At 65.1% G+C, this 17642-nt stretch carries 22 protein-coding genes, 1 tRNA gene and 2 pseudogenes; 19 read left to right on the forward strand and 6 right to left on the reverse strand.

Annotation, left to right across the window (positions count from 1 at the left end; translation table 11 throughout):
• Positions 1-156: 156 nt before the first annotated feature.
• Together C5F46_RS07025 and C5F46_RS17060 are read left to right on the forward strand one after the other, a co-directional pair.
• A pseudogene (locus C5F46_RS07025) lies at positions 157-660 on the forward strand (transposase); the annotation flags it as partial.
• A 57-nt stretch (positions 661-717) separates the two neighbouring features.
• Positions 718-957 (forward strand): annotated as a pseudogene (locus C5F46_RS17060) (DUF2793 domain-containing protein); the annotation flags it as partial.
• Here C5F46_RS17060 and C5F46_RS16870 read toward each other — a convergent pair.
• Positions 924-1232, reverse strand: a complete 309-nt coding sequence (locus C5F46_RS16870) for a hypothetical protein (RefSeq protein WP_201161551.1) — start codon at positions 1230-1232, stop codon at positions 924-926. The pseudogene C5F46_RS17060 and the gene C5F46_RS16870 overlap by 34 nt on opposite strands.
• A gap of 263 nt (positions 1233-1495) precedes the next feature.
• Positions 1496-1570, reverse strand: a tRNA-Thr gene (locus C5F46_RS07040).
• Between the two features lie 101 nt (positions 1571-1671).
• Here C5F46_RS07040 and C5F46_RS07045 point away from each other — a divergent pair.
• The 10 genes from C5F46_RS07045 to C5F46_RS07090 all read left to right on the forward strand — a co-directional run bounded on the left by C5F46_RS07045 (position 1672) and on the right by C5F46_RS07090 (position 9677).
• Complete coding sequence (locus tag C5F46_RS07045) at positions 1672-1878, forward strand: hypothetical protein (RefSeq protein ID WP_107324659.1); 207 nt, start codon at positions 1672-1674, stop codon at positions 1876-1878.
• Positions 1879-1887: 9 nt separating this feature from the next.
• Positions 1888-3156, forward strand: coding sequence for a UDP-N-acetylglucosamine 1-carboxyvinyltransferase (murA, locus tag C5F46_RS07050; protein ID WP_107324660.1), 1269 nt, complete (start codon positions 1888-1890; stop codon positions 3154-3156).
• Positions 3153-3626 carry a DUF2948 family protein gene (locus C5F46_RS07055; RefSeq protein WP_107324661.1) on the forward strand — a complete coding sequence of 158 codons (474 nt, stop codon included), beginning with the start codon at positions 3153-3155 and terminating at the stop codon, positions 3624-3626. Before murA ends, C5F46_RS07055 begins: the two co-directional genes overlap by 4 nt.
• A 67-nt stretch (positions 3627-3693) precedes the next feature.
• On the forward strand, positions 3694-4197 hold the full coding sequence (locus C5F46_RS07060) for a rhodanese-like domain-containing protein (protein ID WP_107324662.1): 504 nt from the start codon (positions 3694-3696) through the stop codon (positions 4195-4197).
• A gap of 245 nt (positions 4198-4442) precedes the next feature.
• Positions 4443-4778: a hypothetical protein gene (locus C5F46_RS07065; protein ID WP_201161550.1), complete on the forward strand. Its 336-nt coding sequence runs from the start codon at positions 4443-4445 to the stop codon at positions 4776-4778.
• Between the two features lie 10 nt (positions 4779-4788).
• Positions 4789-5574 (forward strand): DUF4198 domain-containing protein, encoded by a 786-nt coding sequence (locus tag C5F46_RS07070; protein WP_107324663.1) that lies wholly within the window; start codon positions 4789-4791, stop codon positions 5572-5574.
• Between the two features lie 63 nt (positions 5575-5637).
• Complete coding sequence (locus C5F46_RS16875; protein ID WP_210202995.1) at positions 5638-6048, forward strand: FeoA family protein; 411 nt, start codon at positions 5638-5640, stop codon at positions 6046-6048.
• On the forward strand, positions 6035-8566 hold the full coding sequence (gene feoB, locus C5F46_RS07080) for a ferrous iron transport protein B (protein WP_107324664.1): 2532 nt from the start codon (positions 6035-6037) through the stop codon (positions 8564-8566). The genes C5F46_RS16875 and feoB overlap by 14 nt, the downstream gene beginning before the upstream one ends.
• Positions 8563-8784: a FeoB-associated Cys-rich membrane protein gene (locus tag C5F46_RS07085; protein WP_107324665.1), complete on the forward strand. Its 222-nt coding sequence runs from the start codon at positions 8563-8565 to the stop codon at positions 8782-8784. The genes feoB and C5F46_RS07085 overlap by 4 nt, the downstream gene beginning before the upstream one ends.
• 56 nt (positions 8785-8840) lie before the next feature.
• Positions 8841-9677 (forward strand): ChuX/HutX family heme-like substrate-binding protein, encoded by an 837-nt coding sequence (locus tag C5F46_RS07090; RefSeq protein WP_107324666.1) that lies wholly within the window; start codon positions 8841-8843, stop codon positions 9675-9677.
• Between the two features lie 3 nt (positions 9678-9680).
• Here the strand turns inward: C5F46_RS07090 and C5F46_RS07095 are convergent, their stop codons facing one another.
• Complete coding sequence (locus C5F46_RS07095) at positions 9681-11282, reverse strand: bifunctional metallophosphatase/5'-nucleotidase (RefSeq protein WP_107324667.1); 1602 nt, start codon at positions 11280-11282, stop codon at positions 9681-9683.
• A 118-nt stretch (positions 11283-11400) separates the two neighbouring features.
• Between C5F46_RS07095 and C5F46_RS07100 the strand changes: the two genes are divergently transcribed.
• Together C5F46_RS07100 and C5F46_RS07105 are read left to right on the forward strand one after the other, a co-directional pair.
• Positions 11401-11739, forward strand: coding sequence for a DUF952 domain-containing protein (locus C5F46_RS07100; protein ID WP_107324668.1), 339 nt, complete (start codon positions 11401-11403; stop codon positions 11737-11739).
• Positions 11736-12794 carry a quinone-dependent dihydroorotate dehydrogenase gene (locus C5F46_RS07105; protein WP_107324669.1) on the forward strand — a complete coding sequence of 353 codons (1059 nt, stop codon included), beginning with the start codon at positions 11736-11738 and terminating at the stop codon, positions 12792-12794. Before C5F46_RS07100 ends, C5F46_RS07105 begins: the two co-directional genes overlap by 4 nt.
• A gap of 61 nt (positions 12795-12855) precedes the next feature.
• Here the strand turns inward: C5F46_RS07105 and C5F46_RS07110 are convergent, their stop codons facing one another.
• Entirely contained in the window at positions 12856-13218 is a 363-nt protein-coding gene (locus C5F46_RS07110; protein ID WP_107324751.1) for an ArsR/SmtB family transcription factor, read from the reverse strand.
• A 227-nt stretch (positions 13219-13445) separates the two neighbouring features.
• On the opposite strand from C5F46_RS07110, the gene C5F46_RS07115 reads away from it, so the two are divergent.
• The 5 genes from C5F46_RS07115 (at position 13446) to C5F46_RS07135 (ending at position 16015) form a co-directional block, all read left to right on the forward strand.
• Positions 13446-13787 carry an AtpZ/AtpI family protein gene (locus C5F46_RS07115; RefSeq protein WP_107324670.1) on the forward strand — a complete coding sequence of 114 codons (342 nt, stop codon included), beginning with the start codon at positions 13446-13448 and terminating at the stop codon, positions 13785-13787.
• Positions 13788-13831: 44 nt separating this feature from the next.
• Positions 13832-14539: a F0F1 ATP synthase subunit A gene (locus C5F46_RS07120; RefSeq protein WP_107324671.1), complete on the forward strand. Its 708-nt coding sequence runs from the start codon at positions 13832-13834 to the stop codon at positions 14537-14539.
• A 51-nt stretch (positions 14540-14590) separates the two neighbouring features.
• Positions 14591-14827 (forward strand): F0F1 ATP synthase subunit C, encoded by a 237-nt coding sequence (locus C5F46_RS07125; protein ID WP_107324672.1) that lies wholly within the window; start codon positions 14591-14593, stop codon positions 14825-14827.
• Between the two features lie 74 nt (positions 14828-14901).
• Complete coding sequence (locus C5F46_RS07130) at positions 14902-15456, forward strand: F0F1 ATP synthase subunit B' (protein ID WP_107324673.1); 555 nt, start codon at positions 14902-14904, stop codon at positions 15454-15456.
• A 4-nt stretch (positions 15457-15460) separates the two neighbouring features.
• The gene (locus C5F46_RS07135; protein WP_107324674.1) at positions 15461-16015 is read left to right on the forward strand and encodes a F0F1 ATP synthase subunit B; all 555 of its coding nucleotides are present in this window, start codon (positions 15461-15463) and stop codon (positions 16013-16015) included.
• A gap of 49 nt (positions 16016-16064) precedes the next feature.
• Here C5F46_RS07135 and C5F46_RS07140 read toward each other — a convergent pair whose 3' ends face one another.
• Both C5F46_RS07140 and C5F46_RS07145 read right to left on the reverse strand, forming a co-directional pair.
• The gene (locus C5F46_RS07140) at positions 16065-16835 is read right to left on the reverse strand and encodes a FadR/GntR family transcriptional regulator (RefSeq protein WP_107324675.1); all 771 of its coding nucleotides are present in this window, start codon (positions 16833-16835) and stop codon (positions 16065-16067) included.
• 108 nt (positions 16836-16943) lie between these two features.
• The gene (locus C5F46_RS07145) at positions 16944-17618 is read right to left on the reverse strand and encodes an OmpA family protein (protein ID WP_107324676.1); all 675 of its coding nucleotides are present in this window, start codon (positions 17616-17618) and stop codon (positions 16944-16946) included.
• Between the last annotated feature and the right edge of the window lie 24 nt (positions 17619-17642).

Genomic DNA, 17642 nt, shown 5'->3' on the forward strand with positions numbered 1-17642 from the left:
CTAGGATATGGCAGCGGTGGGTGCACATGGCAAGCGCCTGATGAGGTCGACGACGGCCCAACCTTGAAGGAGCAGACGAATGCGAAAGAGCCGTGTCACCGAGGCGCAGATTATCGGGATGCTCAAGGAGCAGGAAGCAGGCATGCCGCGTGACTTCCCGAGACGACGGTCCAGACCTGCCCTCGCCATGGTCACTCGGACCAGTGGCGTTCCCATGGCTCGGTTCACCTGATCCGGCATTCGATGAATTTCTGCAGTTGGAAGGACCGCAAGGCCGCGGCCGCCGATCTGCGCCCGATTTACGAGGCCCCGACCGCCGAGGAGGCCGCCCGCCAACTGGACGCGTTCGAAGATAAATGGGGCGGGAAATACCCATCCATCGCCCCGGCCTGACGCCGGGCATGGGCCGAGGTCACCCCGTTCTATGCCTTCAGCGCCGCGATCCGGAAGATCATCTATACGACCAACGCCGTGGAGTCGCTGAACCGGGTGCTGCGGAAAACGCTGAAGACCAAGGGCTCGTTCCCGACCGAGGAGGCCGCCACGAAGCTGATCTTCCTGGCCATCCGCAACTTCGAAAAGGGCGGCCGCGCCGTCCGGGAATGGGTTGCGGCCCGCAATCAGCTGGCCATAATGTTCGCCGGGCGCTTCGACGCCTGACCGTATCTGAAAACCGCGTGGGCCCGATCAGATACACAGAGGTTCAGACACTCCCCGAAGAAGGCGCTGTTTTCGCTGTCCGGGATCACCACCGGCACGACCCGGACCTTCACGCAGCCCAACACCTCCAGCGAGTTGGCGATCCTGACAGGCACACAGACCTTCTCCGGCAACAAGACGTTCTCCAGAACGCTGACGGCCTCGGGCACGGGCACGGTGTCGGCTGCCTCAGCCAGCATCGGCACGGCAACGACGACCGCCACCTATGGCATGGGCACCGGCGCCACGACCACCGGTGCCAGGCTCCAGATGGGCAGCAGCTCGGCGATCCGGCCGGTCAAGCGCTCGACCCGGGCCTCGGCGTCGGTCACCGCATGGATGTAATCCTGCAGCACGATCTGCTGGGCGGGATGCGTGAACCGCACCGTCGTGAGCCAGCGCCTGAAGGCCTTTGTCCACCCCTTCTTCCCGGGATAGACCCGACTGTGCCGCAGCAAAAACCCCTGCAGATGCGGGCGCGCCTTGCCCGCGACCCGGACCGCTGTCGCTCGTGCCCGGACCAGATCGCGCATCGCCTGCAGAGCGCCGCATCCGGCACCCAGACCGCCGTCAGTTCTCCAGCCCGACGCCGCTTTGCCAACATCACCGCATCGCGGCGGTCGGCCTTCACCCGGTCGCCCGCCTTCACCGGGATCAACAAAGGGGCCACGACGATGCAGTCATGCCCCATCTCGACCAACTGGCGATGGATACAGCCAAAATGGAGTGTATGAAACTCCAGAATTCTCATTCCCCTTCAAGTTCTTAGGGGGATTTTCGGGTCTGAAGAGTGAAATGGTGCTGTGAGAGAGGATTGAACTCTCGACCTCTCCCTTACCAAGGGAGTGCTCTACCACTGAGCTACCACAGCGCCGAACCGGCCTTGCGACCGTGGCGGGGATTTAGACGCAAACTTCGGACCGTGCAAGCGCAATCTGGACGCTTTTGCGCAACCGCGCTACAGAAGGCGGCATGGACCGGACCCCCACCCCAAAAGACTACAGGACCGCAGCGCCCGACAGTCGCGAGGCGCGGCTTGCAGAGGCGTTGCGGGCCAATCTGGCGCGGCGCAAGGCGCTGGCGCGGGCCGTGCAGGCGCGCGCGGCAGGGGCGGCGGACGATGCGAAAGACGAGACAAACGGGCCGGACGCCACCGGCGGGGTTACGGGCAAGGAATAGGGCAGGCATATGGATTCGATCATCGTCAGAGGCGGCTCGGAGCTTCGGGGGCAAATCCCGATCGCGGGCGCCAAGAACGCCTGCCTGGCGCTGATGCCCGCCACGCTTCTGTCGGACGAGCCGCTGACGCTGACCAATGCGCCGCGACTGTCGGATATCCGCACCATGACCCAGCTTCTGGGCAGCCTGGGCGCCGAGGTGGCCAGCCTGCAAGGCGGGCAGGTGCTGGCGCTGTCGTCCCATGCGATCACCAACCATCGCGCCGATTATGACATCGTGCGCAAGATGCGCGCCTCGATTCTGGTGTTGGGGCCGATGCTGGCGCGCGATCATCACGCGGTGGTTTCGCTGCCGGGGGGCTGCGCCATTGGCGCGCGGCCCGTTGACCTGCACCTCAAGGCGCTGGAGGCGATGGGGGCAGAACTGGAACTCCGTGACGGCTATGTGCATGCCAAGGCGCCGGGCGGGCTGAAGGGGGCGGTCGTCGATTTTCCGATCGTCTCGGTCGGTGCCACCGAAAATGCGCTGATGGCGGCCACGCTGGCACGGGGCACCACGGTGCTGCAAAACGCCGCGCGGGAGCCGGAAATCGTTGATCTGGCGCGCTGCCTGCGGGCGATGGGCGCGCAGATCGAGGGCGAGGGCACCGGCACAATCACCATTCAGGGCATTGACCGGCTGCATGGCGCCACCCACCCGGTCGTGACCGACCGGATCGAACTGGGCACCTACATGCTGGCCCCCGCGATCTGCGGCGGCGAGGTGGAATGTCTGGGCGGGCGCATCGAACTGGTTGGCGCCTTTTGCGAAAAACTCGACGCGGCGGGAATCTCGGTTGAGGAAACCGCCACCGGCCTCAAGGTCGCCCGCCGCAACGGGCGGGTGAATGCCGTCGATGTCATCACCGAACCGTTCCCCGGCTTTCCGACCGACCTGCAGGCGCAGATGATGGCGCTGTTGTGCACCGCCGAGGGCACCTCGGTGCTGGAAGAGCGTATCTTTGAAAACCGCTTCATGCACGCCCCCGAACTGATGCGCATGGGCGCGCAGATCGACGTGCATGGCGGCGTGGCCAAGGTTCACGGCGTGGCCCGGCTGCGCGGGGCGCCGGTGATGGCCACCGACCTGCGCGCCAGCGTCTCGCTGATTCTGGCGGGGCTGGCGGCAGAGGGCGAAACCATCGTGCGCCGCGTCTATCACCTTGACCGCGGCTATGAACGGGTCGAGGAAAAGCTGTCGGCGGTGGGCGCCACGATCGAAAGGGTATCGGAACAATGACCCGCGATGCGCGCTTCGAGGATGCCGCCGAGGCGCCGCTGGCGCTGCGCGCCCAGACGCCCGAAGACGTGACGGTTCTGGCGGCTCTTGTTCAGGATGCGGTGCTTTCTGTCACCGAGATCCGCTATGACCGGCGCGGGCGCAGGCTGGCGCTGTTGCTGAACCGCTTTCGCTGGGAAGACCGGGCCGAAGAGGAGGGGCGCCCCTATGAACGGGTGCGCGCGCTGCTGGTCGTGTCGGATGTGACCGGCGTGGCCAGCCTCGGGCTGGACCGGCGCGACGCCGACACGGTGCTGTCGATCCTCGATCTGGCGTGGGAGCCGGGCAGCGACGGCACCGGGCGCGTGGTGATCACGCTGGCGGGCGATGGCGCGATCGCAGCCTCGGTCGAATGTCTGGGCATCGACCTGCGCGATGTGACACGCCCCTACCGGGCGGTGTCGGGTAAAAGGCCCGTCCATCCGGGCTGAAATGCTGTAAGTATACGGGAAAGCCCGCGCCAGTTGGCCGGGTGCAATTTGGGGAAGGCTTGGGGATATGACGGAAACCGTAGAGCAGGATCTGCCCGAGGCAGAAGAGCTGTGCCCGCGCTCGGCGCTGGGGCGGCTGTTTGATGGGGCGCTTCTGGTTGATGTGCGCGAACGCGACGAGGTGGCCGAACTGGCCTTTGCCGAATGCGAGGTGCTGAACATCCCCATGAGCGAGTTTCAGGTGCGCTGGCCCGAAATCCCCGAAGACCGCGATGTGGTGATGGCATGCACCATGGGCGAACGCAGCAGGATCGCGACATGGTTCCTGATGCATCAGGGCTATGACCGCGTCGCCAACATGTCCAAGGGGATGGCCAAATGGCTGGAAAAGGGTTTTCCGGTGACGGGCGATCCGGCCTCTTTCGTGGCCGAAACGGGCTGCGGCTGCGGCCATGATCACGGCGACGACCATGATCATGACCATGATCACGACCATGCCGGAGGCGGCTGCTGTGGCGGGGGCGGTCATGGCGGCAGCCATGGCGGCGGGGGCGGCTGCGGCTGCCACTGACCCTTCGCGTTTTGCACAAACCGCGGGCAGCTTTCCCTTGCCCGCGGTTTTTTCTTGCAATCTGTCGGCGCAATGTTCCGGTTTTCCCTGCTTTGGGCGCGGCGGGTCAGAATGTCGCGGCAGGCGTTTCTTGATCAAATAAGTCGGGTAAGTCACATTGACCCTGTTGCGGCACGGTCCAAGCCTACAGCCAGGGCGTCGCGCGCAAGTGACCGGGCAGACCTGCCCTAACCGACGAGGACCGCATGAAACCGACCCTTCCCCTGGCATTCCGCACCCTGACCCTGGCCCCGATCATGGCTGCAAGCTTGTGCAGCGCGTCCTTTGCCCATACCCCGCTGTGCGCTTGCTACGGCAATGGCGACGGAACCGTTCTGTGCGAGGGCGGCTTTTCCGATGGCGCCTCGGCTGCGGGCATTGCGATGAAAGTTGTTGACGGCACCGGCAACGCGATTGTTGACGGCAAGATGGATAGCAACAGCGAATTTGAATTTACCGCGCCCGAAGGCCCCTATTCGGTGGTGTTCGAGGGTGGCGAGGGCCATCAGATCGTGATCCCCTCCACTGACATCGCGCAATAAGGGGGCCAGGATGACTCGTTTCCCCCTTGCCGCGCTGATCGCATTGATGCTGGCCACCCCCGCGGCGGCGCATTTTCAATTGATCTACAACCCGGACAGCAATCTGGAAAAGCCCGCCGATCTGCCCTTCAAGCTGATCTTTTGGCACCCGATGGAAAACGGTCATGCCATGGACATGGGTCAGCCCGAGTCGTTCTTTTACGTCTTCAAGGGCGAAAAGACCGACCTGACCGGCGCGCTGACCCCTTTCACCTTCAAGGGTGCAGGCAACGAGGCGCTGGGCTTTGAGGCGGTGGTCCCGGTCAAGCGCAACGGCGACTATCTTCTGGGCCTGATCCCCGCGCCCTATTATGAGGCGTCAGAGGATATATTCATCCAACAGATCACCAAGACCTACCTGAACAAGGGCGGCATCCCGACTGGCTGGGATCAGGCGCTTGGCCTGCCCGTGGAAATCGTGCCGCTGAACAAGCCCACGAACATCATCGCGGGGTCTACCTTCTCGGGGCAGTTGCTGTCCGATGGGCAACCGGTGGCTGGGGCAGAAATCGAGATCGAATATCTGGCCGCCGCGCCGGACATGGCCACCAACACGGCAGGCCCTGCCACGGTGTCGCCCATGCCGGGCGGGGCGATCGTGGCGGTGACCGATGCCGACGGCGTCTTTACCTTCGGCATCCCGCGCGCGGGTTTCTGGGGTTTTGCCGCGCTGGGCGTCGGCCCCGACACCGAACACGAGGGCAAGGAACTGAGTCAGGATGCGGTCATCTGGGTCCGCGCCTACGATCTTAACTGAGAACCGGGGCAGCCCCGCAAGGGGCGCCCCTCGGCCAACCCGGCCCCACGGCAGGAGAGTGACATGAAGCGCGGATTTTTTGCTGAACGGGGCTGGGGTGGCGGCTGGGGGCGTGGCTGGCGGGCGCGGCGGGGCGGGGGGCATGGCGCCTGTACGCCGCAGCATCTGTGCCTTGACGATCCGCATCTGTCGCAGGGCGGCGCCCCCCGCCCGATGCCCGGCTGTGGCACCTGCCACGCCGGTCACAGCCTGAACGACACCCGCCCCGGCACCACCTGTCGCATCCGCCGGCTGTGCGGCTGCGGCGCGGTGCGCCAGCGGCTGCTGGATCTGGGAATGCAGCCCGACCGCGAGATTACCGTGATCCGGGCCGCCCCGCTGCGCGACCCGATCGAGGTCCGGGTGGGCGACACCTTCATCGTGCTGCGCCGCCGCGAGGCGGCACAGGTGGAGGTCGAGATTGAACACGCCTGACCGCCCCGCGACCTTGCACGTGGCCCTTGCGGGCCAGCAAAACGCCGGCAAGTCCACGCTGTTCAACCTGCTGACCGGCATGGCGCAGCATGTCGCCAACTATCCCGGCGTGACCGTTGACAAAAAGACCGGCAGCTACCGCGACGGGGCGACCCGCGTCGAGGTGGTGGACCTGCCCGGCACCTATTCGCTGACCGCCTTTTCGCTGGAGGAGCGCGTGGCCCGCAGCTATCTGCTGGCCGAAGCCCCCGATGTGGTCGTCAATGTGCTTGACGCCTCGAACCTGCGGCGCGGGCTTTACCTGACCTTTCAGCTTCTGGAACTGGGCTTTCCCACCATCATCGTGCTGAACATGATGGACATGGCCGCCCGGCGCGGGCTGGAGATTGATCTGGCCGCGTTGGAAACCCGGCTGTGCGTGCCGGTGGTGCCGGTGATCGGCCGCAAGGGCGAGGGCGCCGAGGCGCTGCGCGCCGCCATCCTGGGCGCCGCCGCAGCCCCGCGCCGGGGCGGGGCCAGCTTGAATTATGGCCTGCTGGAGCCCGCTGTGGCCGAGATTCAAGCAGCCCTCGCCGACCAGCCAGCGCTGGCAGGCTTGTCCGCGCGCTGGCTGGCGGTGAAACTGCTGGAGCAAGACGCCGAGGCCGAGCGTCTGCTGACCGACCGCCTGCCCGATACCCCAGACCTGCTGGCACGCGCGCAACAGGCCCGCGCGGCACATGAGGCGCGGCACGGCCGCAGCGCGGGTGACACGATCAGCGCCGCACGCGACCAACTCGCCGGCGAGATCGTGGCGACCTGCATCACCGATACCAAGGCGGGCCATGTGCCGCTGTCCGAACGCATCGACCGGTTCCTGCTGAACCGCTGGCTGGCGCCGCTGTTCCTGACCGCCTCGATCTGGGTGATCTATCAATTGTCGATCGTGCAGGGCTATGAACTGACCAAGGTCACATGGCCCTTTCTGGCGGGCCTGCGCAACCTTGCCGCCGACCTGCTGCCTGACGCGGGCTTTCTGTATGACCCGCAGAGCCGCGCGCTGGGGCTTTGGCTGGTGGATTCGGCCAATACGCTGCTGAACTATGTGCCGATCTTCCTGATCCTGTTCGCGCTGATCGCGATGCTGGAGGATTCGGGCTACATGGCGCGGATCGCCTTTATCCTTGACCGGGTTCTGCATCGCTTTGGCCTGCACGGGCAATCGACCCTGCCGTTCATTCTGGCGGGCGTCTTTGCGGGCGGTTGCGCGGTGCCCGGCGTGATGGCGACCAAGGGTATCCCCGACCACCGGGCACGGATGGCCACCATCCTGACCGTGCCGTTCATGAACTGCATGGCGAAAATTCCGCTCTACACACTGTTGATCAACATCTACTTCCCGCAGTCCAAGGGGCTGATGCTGTTCTATCTGTCCACCATCACCGTCATCGCGGCGCTACTGGTAGCCAAACTGTTGACCGTGTCGGTGCTGCGCAAGGAAGAAACCGCGCCCTTTGTCATGGAACTGCCGCATTACCATCTGCCCACCGTTTCAGGTGTTCTGCGCCGCGCGCTGGACCGGACCTGGATGTATATCCAGAAGGTCGGCACCACTGTTCTGGCAATTGCGGTGGTGATTTACTTCCTGCTGCAATTCCCCGGCGTCGCCCCCGACCGGCAGGCGCAGTATCAGACTCGCGCCGAAACGGCGATCACACAGTTCTATGCCGCGATGGGCGAAAACCCGCATCGCACCGTGGTCGATGATCCGGCCCGTCTGGTCGAACTGGTCAATGTCTATACCGATTACCGGGCCGCCAAGCTGAACGCCCAAGGTCAGGTGGCCTCAGACAAGGTCGATGCAAAATATCTGGGCGCGCATCCCGAATTTGCGCCTTTCCTCGCCCGCGGCGGCGATGCCGATACCCGCGCGGCGGGCCGTGCGCTGAAACAACTGGCCGACGCCCGCAAGACGCTGCGCCGAGAGATCAGGCAGGAAAAGATCGAAACCAGCCTGCTGGGCCAGATCGGCCGCGGGCTGGAACCGGTGACGCAATTTGCCGATTTCGACTGGAAGATCAATGTGGCGCTTCTGGCGTCATTCGCGGCGCGCGAAAGCAGTGTGGCCACGCTGGGCGTGCTGTTCGAACAAGACGAGGGCGAGAATACCACGCTGGAACAGCGCATGGGCGCCGAGCGTGCGGATCAGGGCTATACCGCGCTGACGGCGGTGGCGATCATGCTGTTTTTCGCCCTGTATCCGCCCTGCCTTGCCACCGTGATCATGGTCAGGATTCAGACCGACAGCTATCGCTGGATGGCCTTTTCGATCGTGTTTCCCACGATCCTCGGGCTGGCGGTGGCCAGTGCGGTGTTCACGCTGGGCACGATGCTTGACCTGACCGGGTTGCAGATGATGACGGCTGTCTATGTTACAGCACTGGGGCTGTTGCTGGTGGTGGGGCTGCCCAAGCCCACGCTGCGCCGCAGCCCCGCCCGCGGGCCACAAATTCGCCCGCAGATGGAGGACCGGCAATGACCCCAACCACCCCCACCCTCGATCTGGCGGCCGAGGCCGGGATCAGCACCCCCGAATATGTCCTGATCGGGCTGGTCGTGCTGGCGGCGCTGATCTTTCTGGTTCGTCGGGTCTATCACCGCAAATCAGGCTGCCCCGGCTGTTCGGGCTGCGCGGGAGAGGGGCCCTGCATGATGGTGCCCCCTGCCCTGCGCGACCCGCCCGAGGGCAACCGCTGAGGCTTGCCCTTCGGGCAAAGCTGCCTAAAGTCCGGGCATCGAAGGAAAGGACCGTCATGCCCCGCCCCAGCCCCGCCGAAATCCGCGCCGCGCGCGCCGAAAACACCACCGCGCGCGAACGCGACTTTGCCACCCATCACGGCATCACCGAGGCCGACCTGCTGGCCGCCCATGTGGGCCGGCACGACGACACCGAAATCACCCGGATCGTGGCCGCACCCGACCGGTTGCTGCCGCCGCTGGCGGCTTTCGGCGATCTGATGGGGCTGACCCGCAACGACAGTTGCGTGATTGAAAAGACCGGCCGCTATGGCGGTTCTGACAACCGCGTGGCGCTGGAAATCCGGCCCGAACATTGGGTGCAGGGCTTTGCGATGGCACGCGAGGTGTCGGGCGGCACCCGTCACAGCCTTCAGGTCTTTGATGCGGCGGGGGATTCGGTCCACAAGGTGTTTCTGATGGAAGGTCAGGACGCGACCGGATGGGCCGCAATGGTAGCCGCCCTCGCCCTGCCCGAGCAGTCTGACGCGCTGCCTCCGGCCTGCCCACGCCCGGCCCCCGTGGCGGCACCGGCCATTGGCCGGGAACTGCCCGCAGGTGCAGCGGAACGGCTGATGAAGGCCGCCGCCGAGGCGGGCGTGCCGGTCAGTTTCCGGGTCGGCAACCGCGGCTGCACCGGCAGCTTCGCAGGGCTGATCCACAAGGTGGTGCCCTATGGGCCGTGGATGAACGTGCTTGATCCGGGGCTGGAGCTGCACCTGCGGTCCGACCATATCGCCGCGGTGCGGGCCGACGGCGAAACAGTGCGCGCCACCGGCAAAGATGGTGCGCTGATCATCGAGATGGGGGGCCTCGCCCCCGGTTGGGCCGACCTGCTGGCCGCCGAGGGCTGAGGCTTACTTGCGCATGATGCGGCCGTCGGTGAAGGGCGCATAGGCGCCCAGCCTGGCCATGTATTCGGCAGTCACATCGGCCAGATCGGGGCCGAAGTCATAGGCATTCATCCCGTCGGCTGCGAACATGCGGTAGCCATCACCGCCCATCCGCACATAGTTGTTGGTGACAACGCCATAGACCCTGCCCGGCTCGATCGGCACCCAGGCTCCGCCGTCGGCGACCAGCACATCGGACACCCGCGCCCCAACCGGCGCCGCGGGATCAAAGCTGTATTTCAGCCCCGCCACCTGAGCAAACCGGCCCGCGGCCTCGTCATACTGGCTGACGCCGTTTTCCAGCGCCTTCACAATGGTTTCGCCGGTGGCCTGAAAGGTAGACAGCGTGTTCTGGAACGGCAGCACCGTCAACACCTCGCCCATCGTCACCTCGCCCGCCTCGATCGAGGCCCGCAGGCCGCCGCCGTTCTGGATTGCGATTGTCACGCCCTGATCCTTGACCCGGTCCAGCATCGCCTCGGCCACCAGGTTGCCCATCTGGCATTCCACCGCACGGCAACTGTTGCGGCTGCCGTCGATATCGGCCGAGGCCGCCGCCACCACCTTGGTTTTCAGCGCCTCGATCGGGGCACCCATTTCCCTGACCCGCGCCGCAATCTGCGGGTCGGGTGTGACCGAGGCATCCAGCAGGATCGTATCCCCCCCGGCATGGATCAACGTGCCCGCATCGTCAAAGATCAGTTCCAGATGGCCGAGGTATTTCGAATAGGCATAGGCCTGCACCACCGGCACCATGCTGCCATTACCGGTATCGACCCAGGTCGGATAGGCCCCCTCCCGGTCGGGATCGGAGGCCGAAAGATAGGTGTGCGAATGCCCGCCCACCACGGCATCCAGCCCCGGCACCGCCGCCGCAATGTCCTGATCCTTTTTATAGCCCACATGGGTCAGGGCGATGATCTTGGTCACCCCTTCGGCCTCCAGCGTGGCCACGTCGGCAGACAGCGCGTCGATTTCATCCTGAAAGATCACGTCGGGGCCGGGGCTGGCGGTATCGACCGTATCGGTCGCCAAGGCCGAGACGATGCCGATCTTTTCGCCCCCCACCTCGATAACCGTATGATCGGCAACCTTGCCCTTCAGCAGGGCCGAGCGCGACAGATCGAGGTTGCCCGACACGATCGGAAAATTCACCTTGCCGATCAGCCCCTCCAGCCCCTCGGGGCCGTCGTCGAATTCGTGGTTGCCCACCGCCATCGCGTCGAACCCGATGGCATTCATGAACTCGGCCACCTCGGCGCCCTTGTAGGTGGTGTAATACAGACTGCCCTGAAACTGGTCGCCCGCATCCAGAACGATCACGTTTTCGCCCGCAGCCGTCAGGCTGTCGCGCAAGTCGGTGATCTTGGTCGCCAGTCGGGCGATGCCGCCAAAGCATTCGCCCTTGGCCTCGGTTTCCGCATCACAGGTGCTGTCGAACTTGTTGATCGCTTCGATCCGGCTGTGCATGTCGTTGATATGCAGAACATGCAGCCGGTATTCGGCCGCAGCCGGACCGGCACAGATCGCCAAAACAGCGACCGAAGACAAAAAGCGCGCAGACATGACACCCTCCACAGACGTGACAGATCGCCCCACTGTGCGGCCGGGGGCGCAATCTGTCAAAGGTTGCCTGTCCAAGCACGGGATTGACCAATCCCGGAGCACAAGGCATCAGGGGGCCATGCTGATCTACAAGATTTTCCGCCGCCCCGAATGGGATGCCTTCCGCGCCGCAGGCGAAACCTCCGGGGCGCCGGTGGACCTTGCCGACGGGTTCATCCATTTTTCCACCGCGGCGCAGGTGGTGGAAACCGCCGCGCGCCATTTCGCCACCGAAAGCGATCTGGTGCTGGTGGCCTTCGAGGCCGAGGCGCTGGGACCTGCCCTGCGCTGGGAACCCTCTCGCGGCGGGGCGCTGTTCCCGCACCTTTACCGCCCGCTGCGGCTCTCTGAGGTGGTCTGGGACCGCTCGCTGCCTCTGGGCGCCACCGGCCACATCTTTCCCGAGGCATTGGTATGAGGCTGATTGACCGTCTGGGCCTTGCCGCATTGCACCGGATGGACCCGGAACTGGCGCATGACTTGTCGCTGCGCGCATTGCGCGCGGGGCTGGTGCCCTGCCCCGGCCCGGTCACATCGCCGCGGCTGGCCTGCCGGGTCGCGGGGCTGGACCTGCCCAACCCGGTCGGGCTTGCCGCAGGCTTTGACAAGAACGCCGAGGCGGTTCCGGCACTGATGCGCGCGGGCTTCGGCTTTCTGGAGGTTGGCGCGGCGACGCCCCGGCCGCAGCCCGGAAACCCGAAGCCCCGGCTGTTCCGGCTGGCCGAGGATCGCGCGGCGATCAACCGTTTCGGCTTCAACAACGAAGGCGTCACGGTGATCGCAGCGCGGCTGGCAGGGCGCCCCAGTGGCGTGCCGGTGGGCCTGAACCTGGGCGCCAACAAGGACAGCACCGACCGCGCCGCCGATTTCGCCGCCGTGCTGCGCGCAGCCGGCGCGCAGGTGGATTTCGCCACCGTCAACGTCTCGTCGCCCAATACCGAGCGGCTGCGCGACCTTCAGGGCAAGGCGGCGCTGGCGGGTCTTCTGGCGGGAGTGATGGCCGCGCGCGCGGGCCTTGATCGCCCGGTGCCGGTGTTTCTGAAGATCGCCCCCGATCTTTCGCCCGCCGAACTGGACGACGTGGCCGAGGTTGCGCTGGGCGCCGGGGTCGACGGGATCATCGCCACCAACACCACCCTGTCGCGCGATGGCTTGCGCAGCGCCCATGCCGGGCAGGGCGGAGGGCTGTCAGGCCAGCCGCTGTTCGAGAAATCGACCCGCGTTCTGGCGCAGCTGTCGGTGCTGGTCGAGGGGCGGCTGCCGCTGATCGGTGTGGGCGGCGTGGCCAGTGCCGAACAGGCCTACGCCAAGATCCGCGCGGGCGCGGCGGCGGTGCAGCTCTATACCGCACTGGTCTATGGCGGGCTGGGGCTTGCAGCCGAGATCGCGCAGGGGCTGGACGCGCTACTGGCGCGTGACGGCTTTGCCAGCGTGGCCGATGCGGTGGGAACCGGGCGGTCAGACTGGCTCTGACTGCGTCAGGAGGCGGTCTACCCGCTTCGCGCCCGCATCCCATCACCCCCCGAAACATATTTCAGCCAAGGCGCGGGGGCTCATCGGCATGTTCGGCCAGTTCGGTTTCCAGAAACCGCTCGAACGCGTCCAGATCGACCGGGTCGAACTGGCCGAAGCCCTGCATCCAGACCGAGGCGGCGCGCATCGCATCGGGGTCAAGCTTGCACCATTTCAGCCGCCCGCGCTTTTCCTGCGCGATCAGCCCGGCTTCGGCCAGGATGCCCAGATGCTTGGAAATCGCTGCAAGCGACATTGAAAACGGCGCCGCCACATCGGTCACCGCCATGTCATCCTCCAGCAACATGGTCAGGATCGCCCGCCGCGTCGGGTCGGCAAGGGCGGCAAAGATGGCGTCAAGATCGGGGGGGCAGCGCGCGGTCATGGCCGAGTGTTGCGGCAGGCGCGACAGATCGTCAACCATCCGGTTGAATATGACTTTGCCGCCGGATCCGCGCCTTAACCGGCCCCGGCGCCCGACAGCCCCAAAAGGCCTATCTACAAGCCACTGTTTTGATTTGATTTATACAATTCGATCCGGGCTGGATCGGCGCTTGACTCAGGGGGCGGTGCCGCTTAGGAAACCTGCGACTATGTGCGGGGACACGACCCATGCCCATCGACCCATCTGACGGACCCGATCCCGAGCGGCTGAAGCAGCTTGAGGCACGGCTGTCAGAGGCGAAGAAGGCGCTGGAGCCTGAGACACGCACGGACGGAGCCTTTGCCAAGGCCAATATGGGCTGGCGAATGGTGATAGAACTGGTTTCGGGGCTGGGGATAGGCTTCGGCATCGGATACGGGCTGGATGCGCTGTTTGGCACATTGCCCCTGTTCATGATGCTGTTCACCCTTCTTGGCCTCGCGGCGGGTGTGCGGGTGATGCTGCGAACCGCCAAGGAAATGAGCGTGGAACGTCAGGCAGACAACTCTGCCGGGGAAGAGGGAAGATAGACGTGGCAACGGAAGAAGCAAGCAGCGGGCTCGTGTTCCATCCGATGGACCAGTTCATCGTGAAACCGCTCTTCGGGGAGGGTCCGATCCACTGGTATACCCCCACCAATGCCACCCTGTGGATGGCGCTGACGGTCCTGGCGATCGTGGCGCTGCTGGTCTGGGGCACCCGCGGTCGCGCTGTGGTGCCGACCCGCACCCAGTCGGTGGCCGAACTCGCCTATGGCTTTGTCCACAAGATGGTGGTCGATGTCACCGGCAAGGACGGGCTGAAATACTTCCCCTATATCTTCACGCTGTTCCTGTTCATCGTCTTCGCGAACTTTCTGGGCCTGCTGCCCAAGTCGTTCTCGACCACCTCGCATGTTGCGGTGACGGCGGTTCTGGCGCTGCTGGTGTTCTGCACCGTCACGGCGATCGGCTTTATCAAACATGGCGCGCATTTCCTTGAACTGTTCTGGGTTTCCTCGGCCCCCTTGGGCCTGCGCCCGGTGCTGGCGGTGATTGAGGTCATTTCCTACTTTGTGCGCCCGCTCAGCCATTCCATCCGTCTTGTCGGCAACGTCATGGCGGGCCATGCGGTGATCAAGGTGTTTGCCGCTTTCGCCGCCGTCGCCGTGATCTCGCCTTTGTCGATCGTGGCGATCAGCGCGATGTATGGCCTCGAAGTGCTGGTGTCCTTTATCCAGGCTTACGTCTTCACGATCCTGACCTGCGTCTATCTGCGCGATGCCCTGCATCCGCACCACTAAGGCGCACGTCTTAACCTACTCAGCCAATTCCAACCTCAAGGAGTGACGAACATGGAAGGCGATATCGTTCAAATGGGTGCCTACATCGGTGCTGGCCTTGCCTGCATGGGCATGGGTGGTGCGGCCATCGGCGTGGGCAACGTGGCGGGGAACTTCCTGTCGGGCGCGCTGCGCAACCCCTCGGCCGCTCCGGGCCAGACCGCGATGCTGTTCATCGGCATCGCCTTTGCCGAAGCCTTCGGGATCTTCTCGTTCCTCGTCGCGCTTCTGCTGATGTTCGCCGTCTGATCCTTCCTTTTCCTTGCGGTCGGGTGGGCCCTTGCGGGGCCCATCCGGTTTCTTGAAGGGTCCAGGGGGACGACATGGCAAACGAAACGCACGACGCGGCAAACGGGGCGGCGCAGGGCGCGGCCCATGCGGCTGAATCCGCGGGCATGCCGCAACTGGATTTCTCCACTTTCCCGAACCAGATTTTCTGGCTTCTGGTCACGCTGGGCGCAATCTGGTGGATTCTGACCCGCATCGCGCTGCCGCGCATCAGCGGGGTTCTGGCGGATCGCCAGGGCGCCATCTCGGGCGATCTGATCGCAGCCGAGGAATTCAAGCTGAAGGCCAAGGAAGCCGAAGCCGCCTATGACAAGGCGCTGGCGGATGCCCGGTCGGAGGCACAAAAGATCGTGGCGCAGGCCCGTGCCGAAATCCAGAAAGAACTGGATGCCGCCACCGCCGAAGCCGACGCACAGATCGAGGCCCGCGCCGCCCTGTCGGCCAAGCGGATCGGTGAAATTCGCGCCGGTGCACTGGAAGCTGTGGATGCGGTCGCCCGCGAAGCCGCCGCCGACATCGTCGCGGCGCTGGGGGGCAAGGCCGACGCTGGTTCTGTCGCTGCCGCCGTTTCGGCACGACTGAAAGGGTGATGCGATGAAAAAGCTTTCGCTTCTGCTGGCCTTTGCCGCCTCGCCCGCCTTTGCGGCCTCGGGTCCGTTCTTCTCGCTGCGCAATACCGACTTTGTGGTCACGCTCGGCTTTCTCGTCTTCATCGGCGCGCTGATCTATTTCAAGGTTCCGGGCATCCTCTTGGGGATGCTTGACAAGCGCGCCGCGAATATCCGCGCCGAGCTGGAAGAGGCGCGCGCGCTGCGCGACGAGGCCCAGTCGATCCTTGCGGGCTATGAACGCAAGAGCCGGGACGTGCAGGAACAGGCCGACCAGATCGTTACCGCTGCAAAGCGCGATGCGGTTGCCGCGGCCGAGCAAGTCAAGGCCGAACTCAAGGTCTCGATCGCTCGCCGCCTGAAAGCCGCGGAAGAGCAGATCGCGTCGGCCGAAGCTGCCGCGCTGCGCGATGTCAAGGATCGGGCCGTCTCCGTCGCGGTTGCCGCTGCGGCCGAGGTTCTGGCTCGCCAGATGAGCGCGTCTGACAAGGCCGGGCTGATCGACACCGCCATCGGCGAGGTCGAGACGCGTCTGCACTGACGCCAATATCTGCACGATCTGCAAAACCCGGCCCCAAGGCCGGGTTTTTTTATGCTTTGTCCGCCTTGTGCTGAAGCCACAACTGCGCCAGCGCTTCGTTGCGGTCGGCCTGCCTCTGCGCGGTCAGCGCCGCCCTGACATAATCCAGATGTGCTTCGACTGCGGCGCGGGCCGCGATCGGGTCGCGGGCCTGCAAGCCTGCATTGATCGCGCGGTGCTGATCCAGCAGGGCCGCGCGGGTGGTGCGCTGGCGGAACATGACCGAGCGGTTGTAAAAAACCCCCTCGCTGAGCAGGTCAAACATCGCCCGCATCATGTGCAGCATGATCACATTGTGCCCCGCCTCGATGATCGCCATGTGAAACTCGGCATCCAGCGCCGCTTCGTCTGTGGGGTTGCGGCGGTCCTGCGCGGCCTGCATCCGGCCAAAGACGCGGTCCACGACCGCCAGGTCGGCGTCGGTCCCGATGCTGGCGGCTCGTTCCGCGGCCAGTCCCTCCATGTCGCGGCGAAAGGCGAGATAGTCGAAGACTGCCGTATCGTGGCGCGCAAAAAGCCGCAACAGCCCCGGCGAAAAGACCGAGCCGATGACATCGGCCACATAGATCCCGGCCCCGGCCCGCGTGGTCAACAGGCCCGCCGCCTGCAACTCGGCCACCGCCTCGCGCAGGCTGGGGCGCGACACACCCAGCCGGTCTGACAGGTCACGTTCCGAGGGCAGCCGTTCACCTGGCCGCAGGATACCCTGCAAAATCAGCGCCTCGATCTGACGCACCACCGCCTGAGACAGTTTTTCCGCTTCGATCTTCTGGAACGGCATGGCACCCCCGCTTTGGTCAGAAACTATGACCACCGGGGGCGGGGCACAATGCAAAAGGCCGGGCGATACAGCCCGGCCTTCTGGTTTCACGCCTTGCGGTCGGCTGCGTCAGGTGCCCGAGGTCGGACGGATCACAAACTCCACCCGACGGTTCTGGGCACGACCATCGGGCGTCAGGTTGGAGGCCACCGGCGCATCTTCGCCACGGCCATAAGACACGACGCGATAGGACGGCACACCCGCCCCGATCAGCACATTGGCCACCGAATTGGCACGACGCTGCGACAGATCCTGGTTGTAGCCCGCCGAGCCGGTGTTGTCGGTGTGCCCGATCACCTCGACGCGGGTGTCGGGATAGCGGTTCAGGCTGCCCGCCAGCGTGTAAAGGTCGCGCTGCAGATCAGACCGCACCGTGGCACTGTCGGTGGCGAACAGAACATCTTGCGGCATCGTCACGATCAGTTCGTTGCCGGTGTTGACGATGGTCACGCCATCGGTGCCGATATCGCGCTGCAGTTCGGCGGCCTGCCGATCCAGCCGTGCGCCGATCGCGCCGCCGATCATGCCACCCACAATCGCGCCGGCGGCCGTCTTGGCCAATTTGTCGTCGCCCTTGCGGGTCGCGCCAAACACGCCGCCCAACAGCGCGCCAGTGATGGCGCCGCTTTGAGTGTTGCTGTTCGGGCTGGTTCCGGTCGGGGTGCCGGTTGCGTAAGGATCGGTGCAGGCCGTCAGGGCGAACAGGCCCGTGGTGGCCAGAACAAGTGTCATACGTTTCTTCATGATTCCGCCTCATGCCAATTGCGC

It is taken from the genome of Phaeovulum veldkampii DSM 11550, assembly GCF_003034995.1.
GTDB classification, from domain to species: Bacteria; Pseudomonadota; Alphaproteobacteria; order Rhodobacterales; family Rhodobacteraceae; genus Phaeovulum; species Phaeovulum veldkampii.

Excerpts from the sequence above, each read along its gene's own strand:
- murA (WP_107324660.1), top strand. The coding sequence starts at position 1,888 with ATGGATTCGATCATCGTCAGAGGCGGCTCGGAGCTTCGGGGGCAAATC.
- C5F46_RS07130 (WP_107324673.1), top strand. The coding sequence starts at position 14,902 with ATGGCAAACGAAACGCACGACGCGGCAAACGGGGCGGCGCAGGGCGCG.
- C5F46_RS07100 (WP_107324668.1), top strand. The coding sequence starts at position 11,401 with ATGCTGATCTACAAGATTTTCCGCCGCCCCGAATGGGATGCCTTCCGC.
- C5F46_RS07065 (WP_201161550.1), top strand. The coding sequence starts at position 4,443 with ATGAAACCGACCCTTCCCCTGGCATTCCGCACCCTGACCCTGGCCCCG.
- C5F46_RS07115 (WP_107324670.1), top strand. The coding sequence starts at position 13,446 with ATGCCCATCGACCCATCTGACGGACCCGATCCCGAGCGGCTGAAGCAG.
- C5F46_RS07120 (WP_107324671.1), top strand. The coding sequence starts at position 13,832 with ATGGACCAGTTCATCGTGAAACCGCTCTTCGGGGAGGGTCCGATCCAC.
- C5F46_RS07045 (WP_107324659.1), top strand. The coding sequence starts at position 1,672 with ATGGACCGGACCCCCACCCCAAAAGACTACAGGACCGCAGCGCCCGAC.
- C5F46_RS07085 (WP_107324665.1), top strand. The coding sequence starts at position 8,563 with ATGACCCCAACCACCCCCACCCTCGATCTGGCGGCCGAGGCCGGGATC.
- C5F46_RS07060 (WP_107324662.1), top strand. The coding sequence starts at position 3,694 with ATGACGGAAACCGTAGAGCAGGATCTGCCCGAGGCAGAAGAGCTGTGC.
- C5F46_RS07110 (WP_107324751.1), bottom strand. The coding sequence starts at position 13,218 with ATGACCGCGCGCTGCCCCCCCGATCTTGACGCCATCTTTGCCGCCCTT.
- C5F46_RS07070 (WP_107324663.1), top strand. The coding sequence starts at position 4,789 with ATGACTCGTTTCCCCCTTGCCGCGCTGATCGCATTGATGCTGGCCACC.
- C5F46_RS07095 (WP_107324667.1), bottom strand. The coding sequence starts at position 11,282 with ATGTCTGCGCGCTTTTTGTCTTCGGTCGCTGTTTTGGCGATCTGTGCC.
- C5F46_RS07055 (WP_107324661.1), top strand. The coding sequence starts at position 3,153 with ATGACCCGCGATGCGCGCTTCGAGGATGCCGCCGAGGCGCCGCTGGCG.
- C5F46_RS07140 (WP_107324675.1), bottom strand. The coding sequence starts at position 16,835 with ATGCCGTTCCAGAAGATCGAAGCGGAAAAACTGTCTCAGGCGGTGGTG.
- C5F46_RS07105 (WP_107324669.1), top strand. The coding sequence starts at position 11,736 with ATGAGGCTGATTGACCGTCTGGGCCTTGCCGCATTGCACCGGATGGAC.
- C5F46_RS07125 (WP_107324672.1), top strand. The coding sequence starts at position 14,591 with ATGGAAGGCGATATCGTTCAAATGGGTGCCTACATCGGTGCTGGCCTT.
- C5F46_RS16875 (WP_210202995.1), top strand. The coding sequence starts at position 5,638 with ATGAAGCGCGGATTTTTTGCTGAACGGGGCTGGGGTGGCGGCTGGGGG.
- C5F46_RS07145 (WP_107324676.1), bottom strand. The coding sequence starts at position 17,618 with ATGAAGAAACGTATGACACTTGTTCTGGCCACCACGGGCCTGTTCGCC.
- C5F46_RS16870 (WP_201161551.1), bottom strand. The coding sequence starts at position 1,232 with ATGCGCGATCTGGTCCGGGCACGAGCGACAGCGGTCCGGGTCGCGGGC.
- C5F46_RS07135 (WP_107324674.1), top strand. The coding sequence starts at position 15,461 with ATGAAAAAGCTTTCGCTTCTGCTGGCCTTTGCCGCCTCGCCCGCCTTT.
- C5F46_RS07090 (WP_107324666.1), top strand. The coding sequence starts at position 8,841 with ATGCCCCGCCCCAGCCCCGCCGAAATCCGCGCCGCGCGCGCCGAAAAC.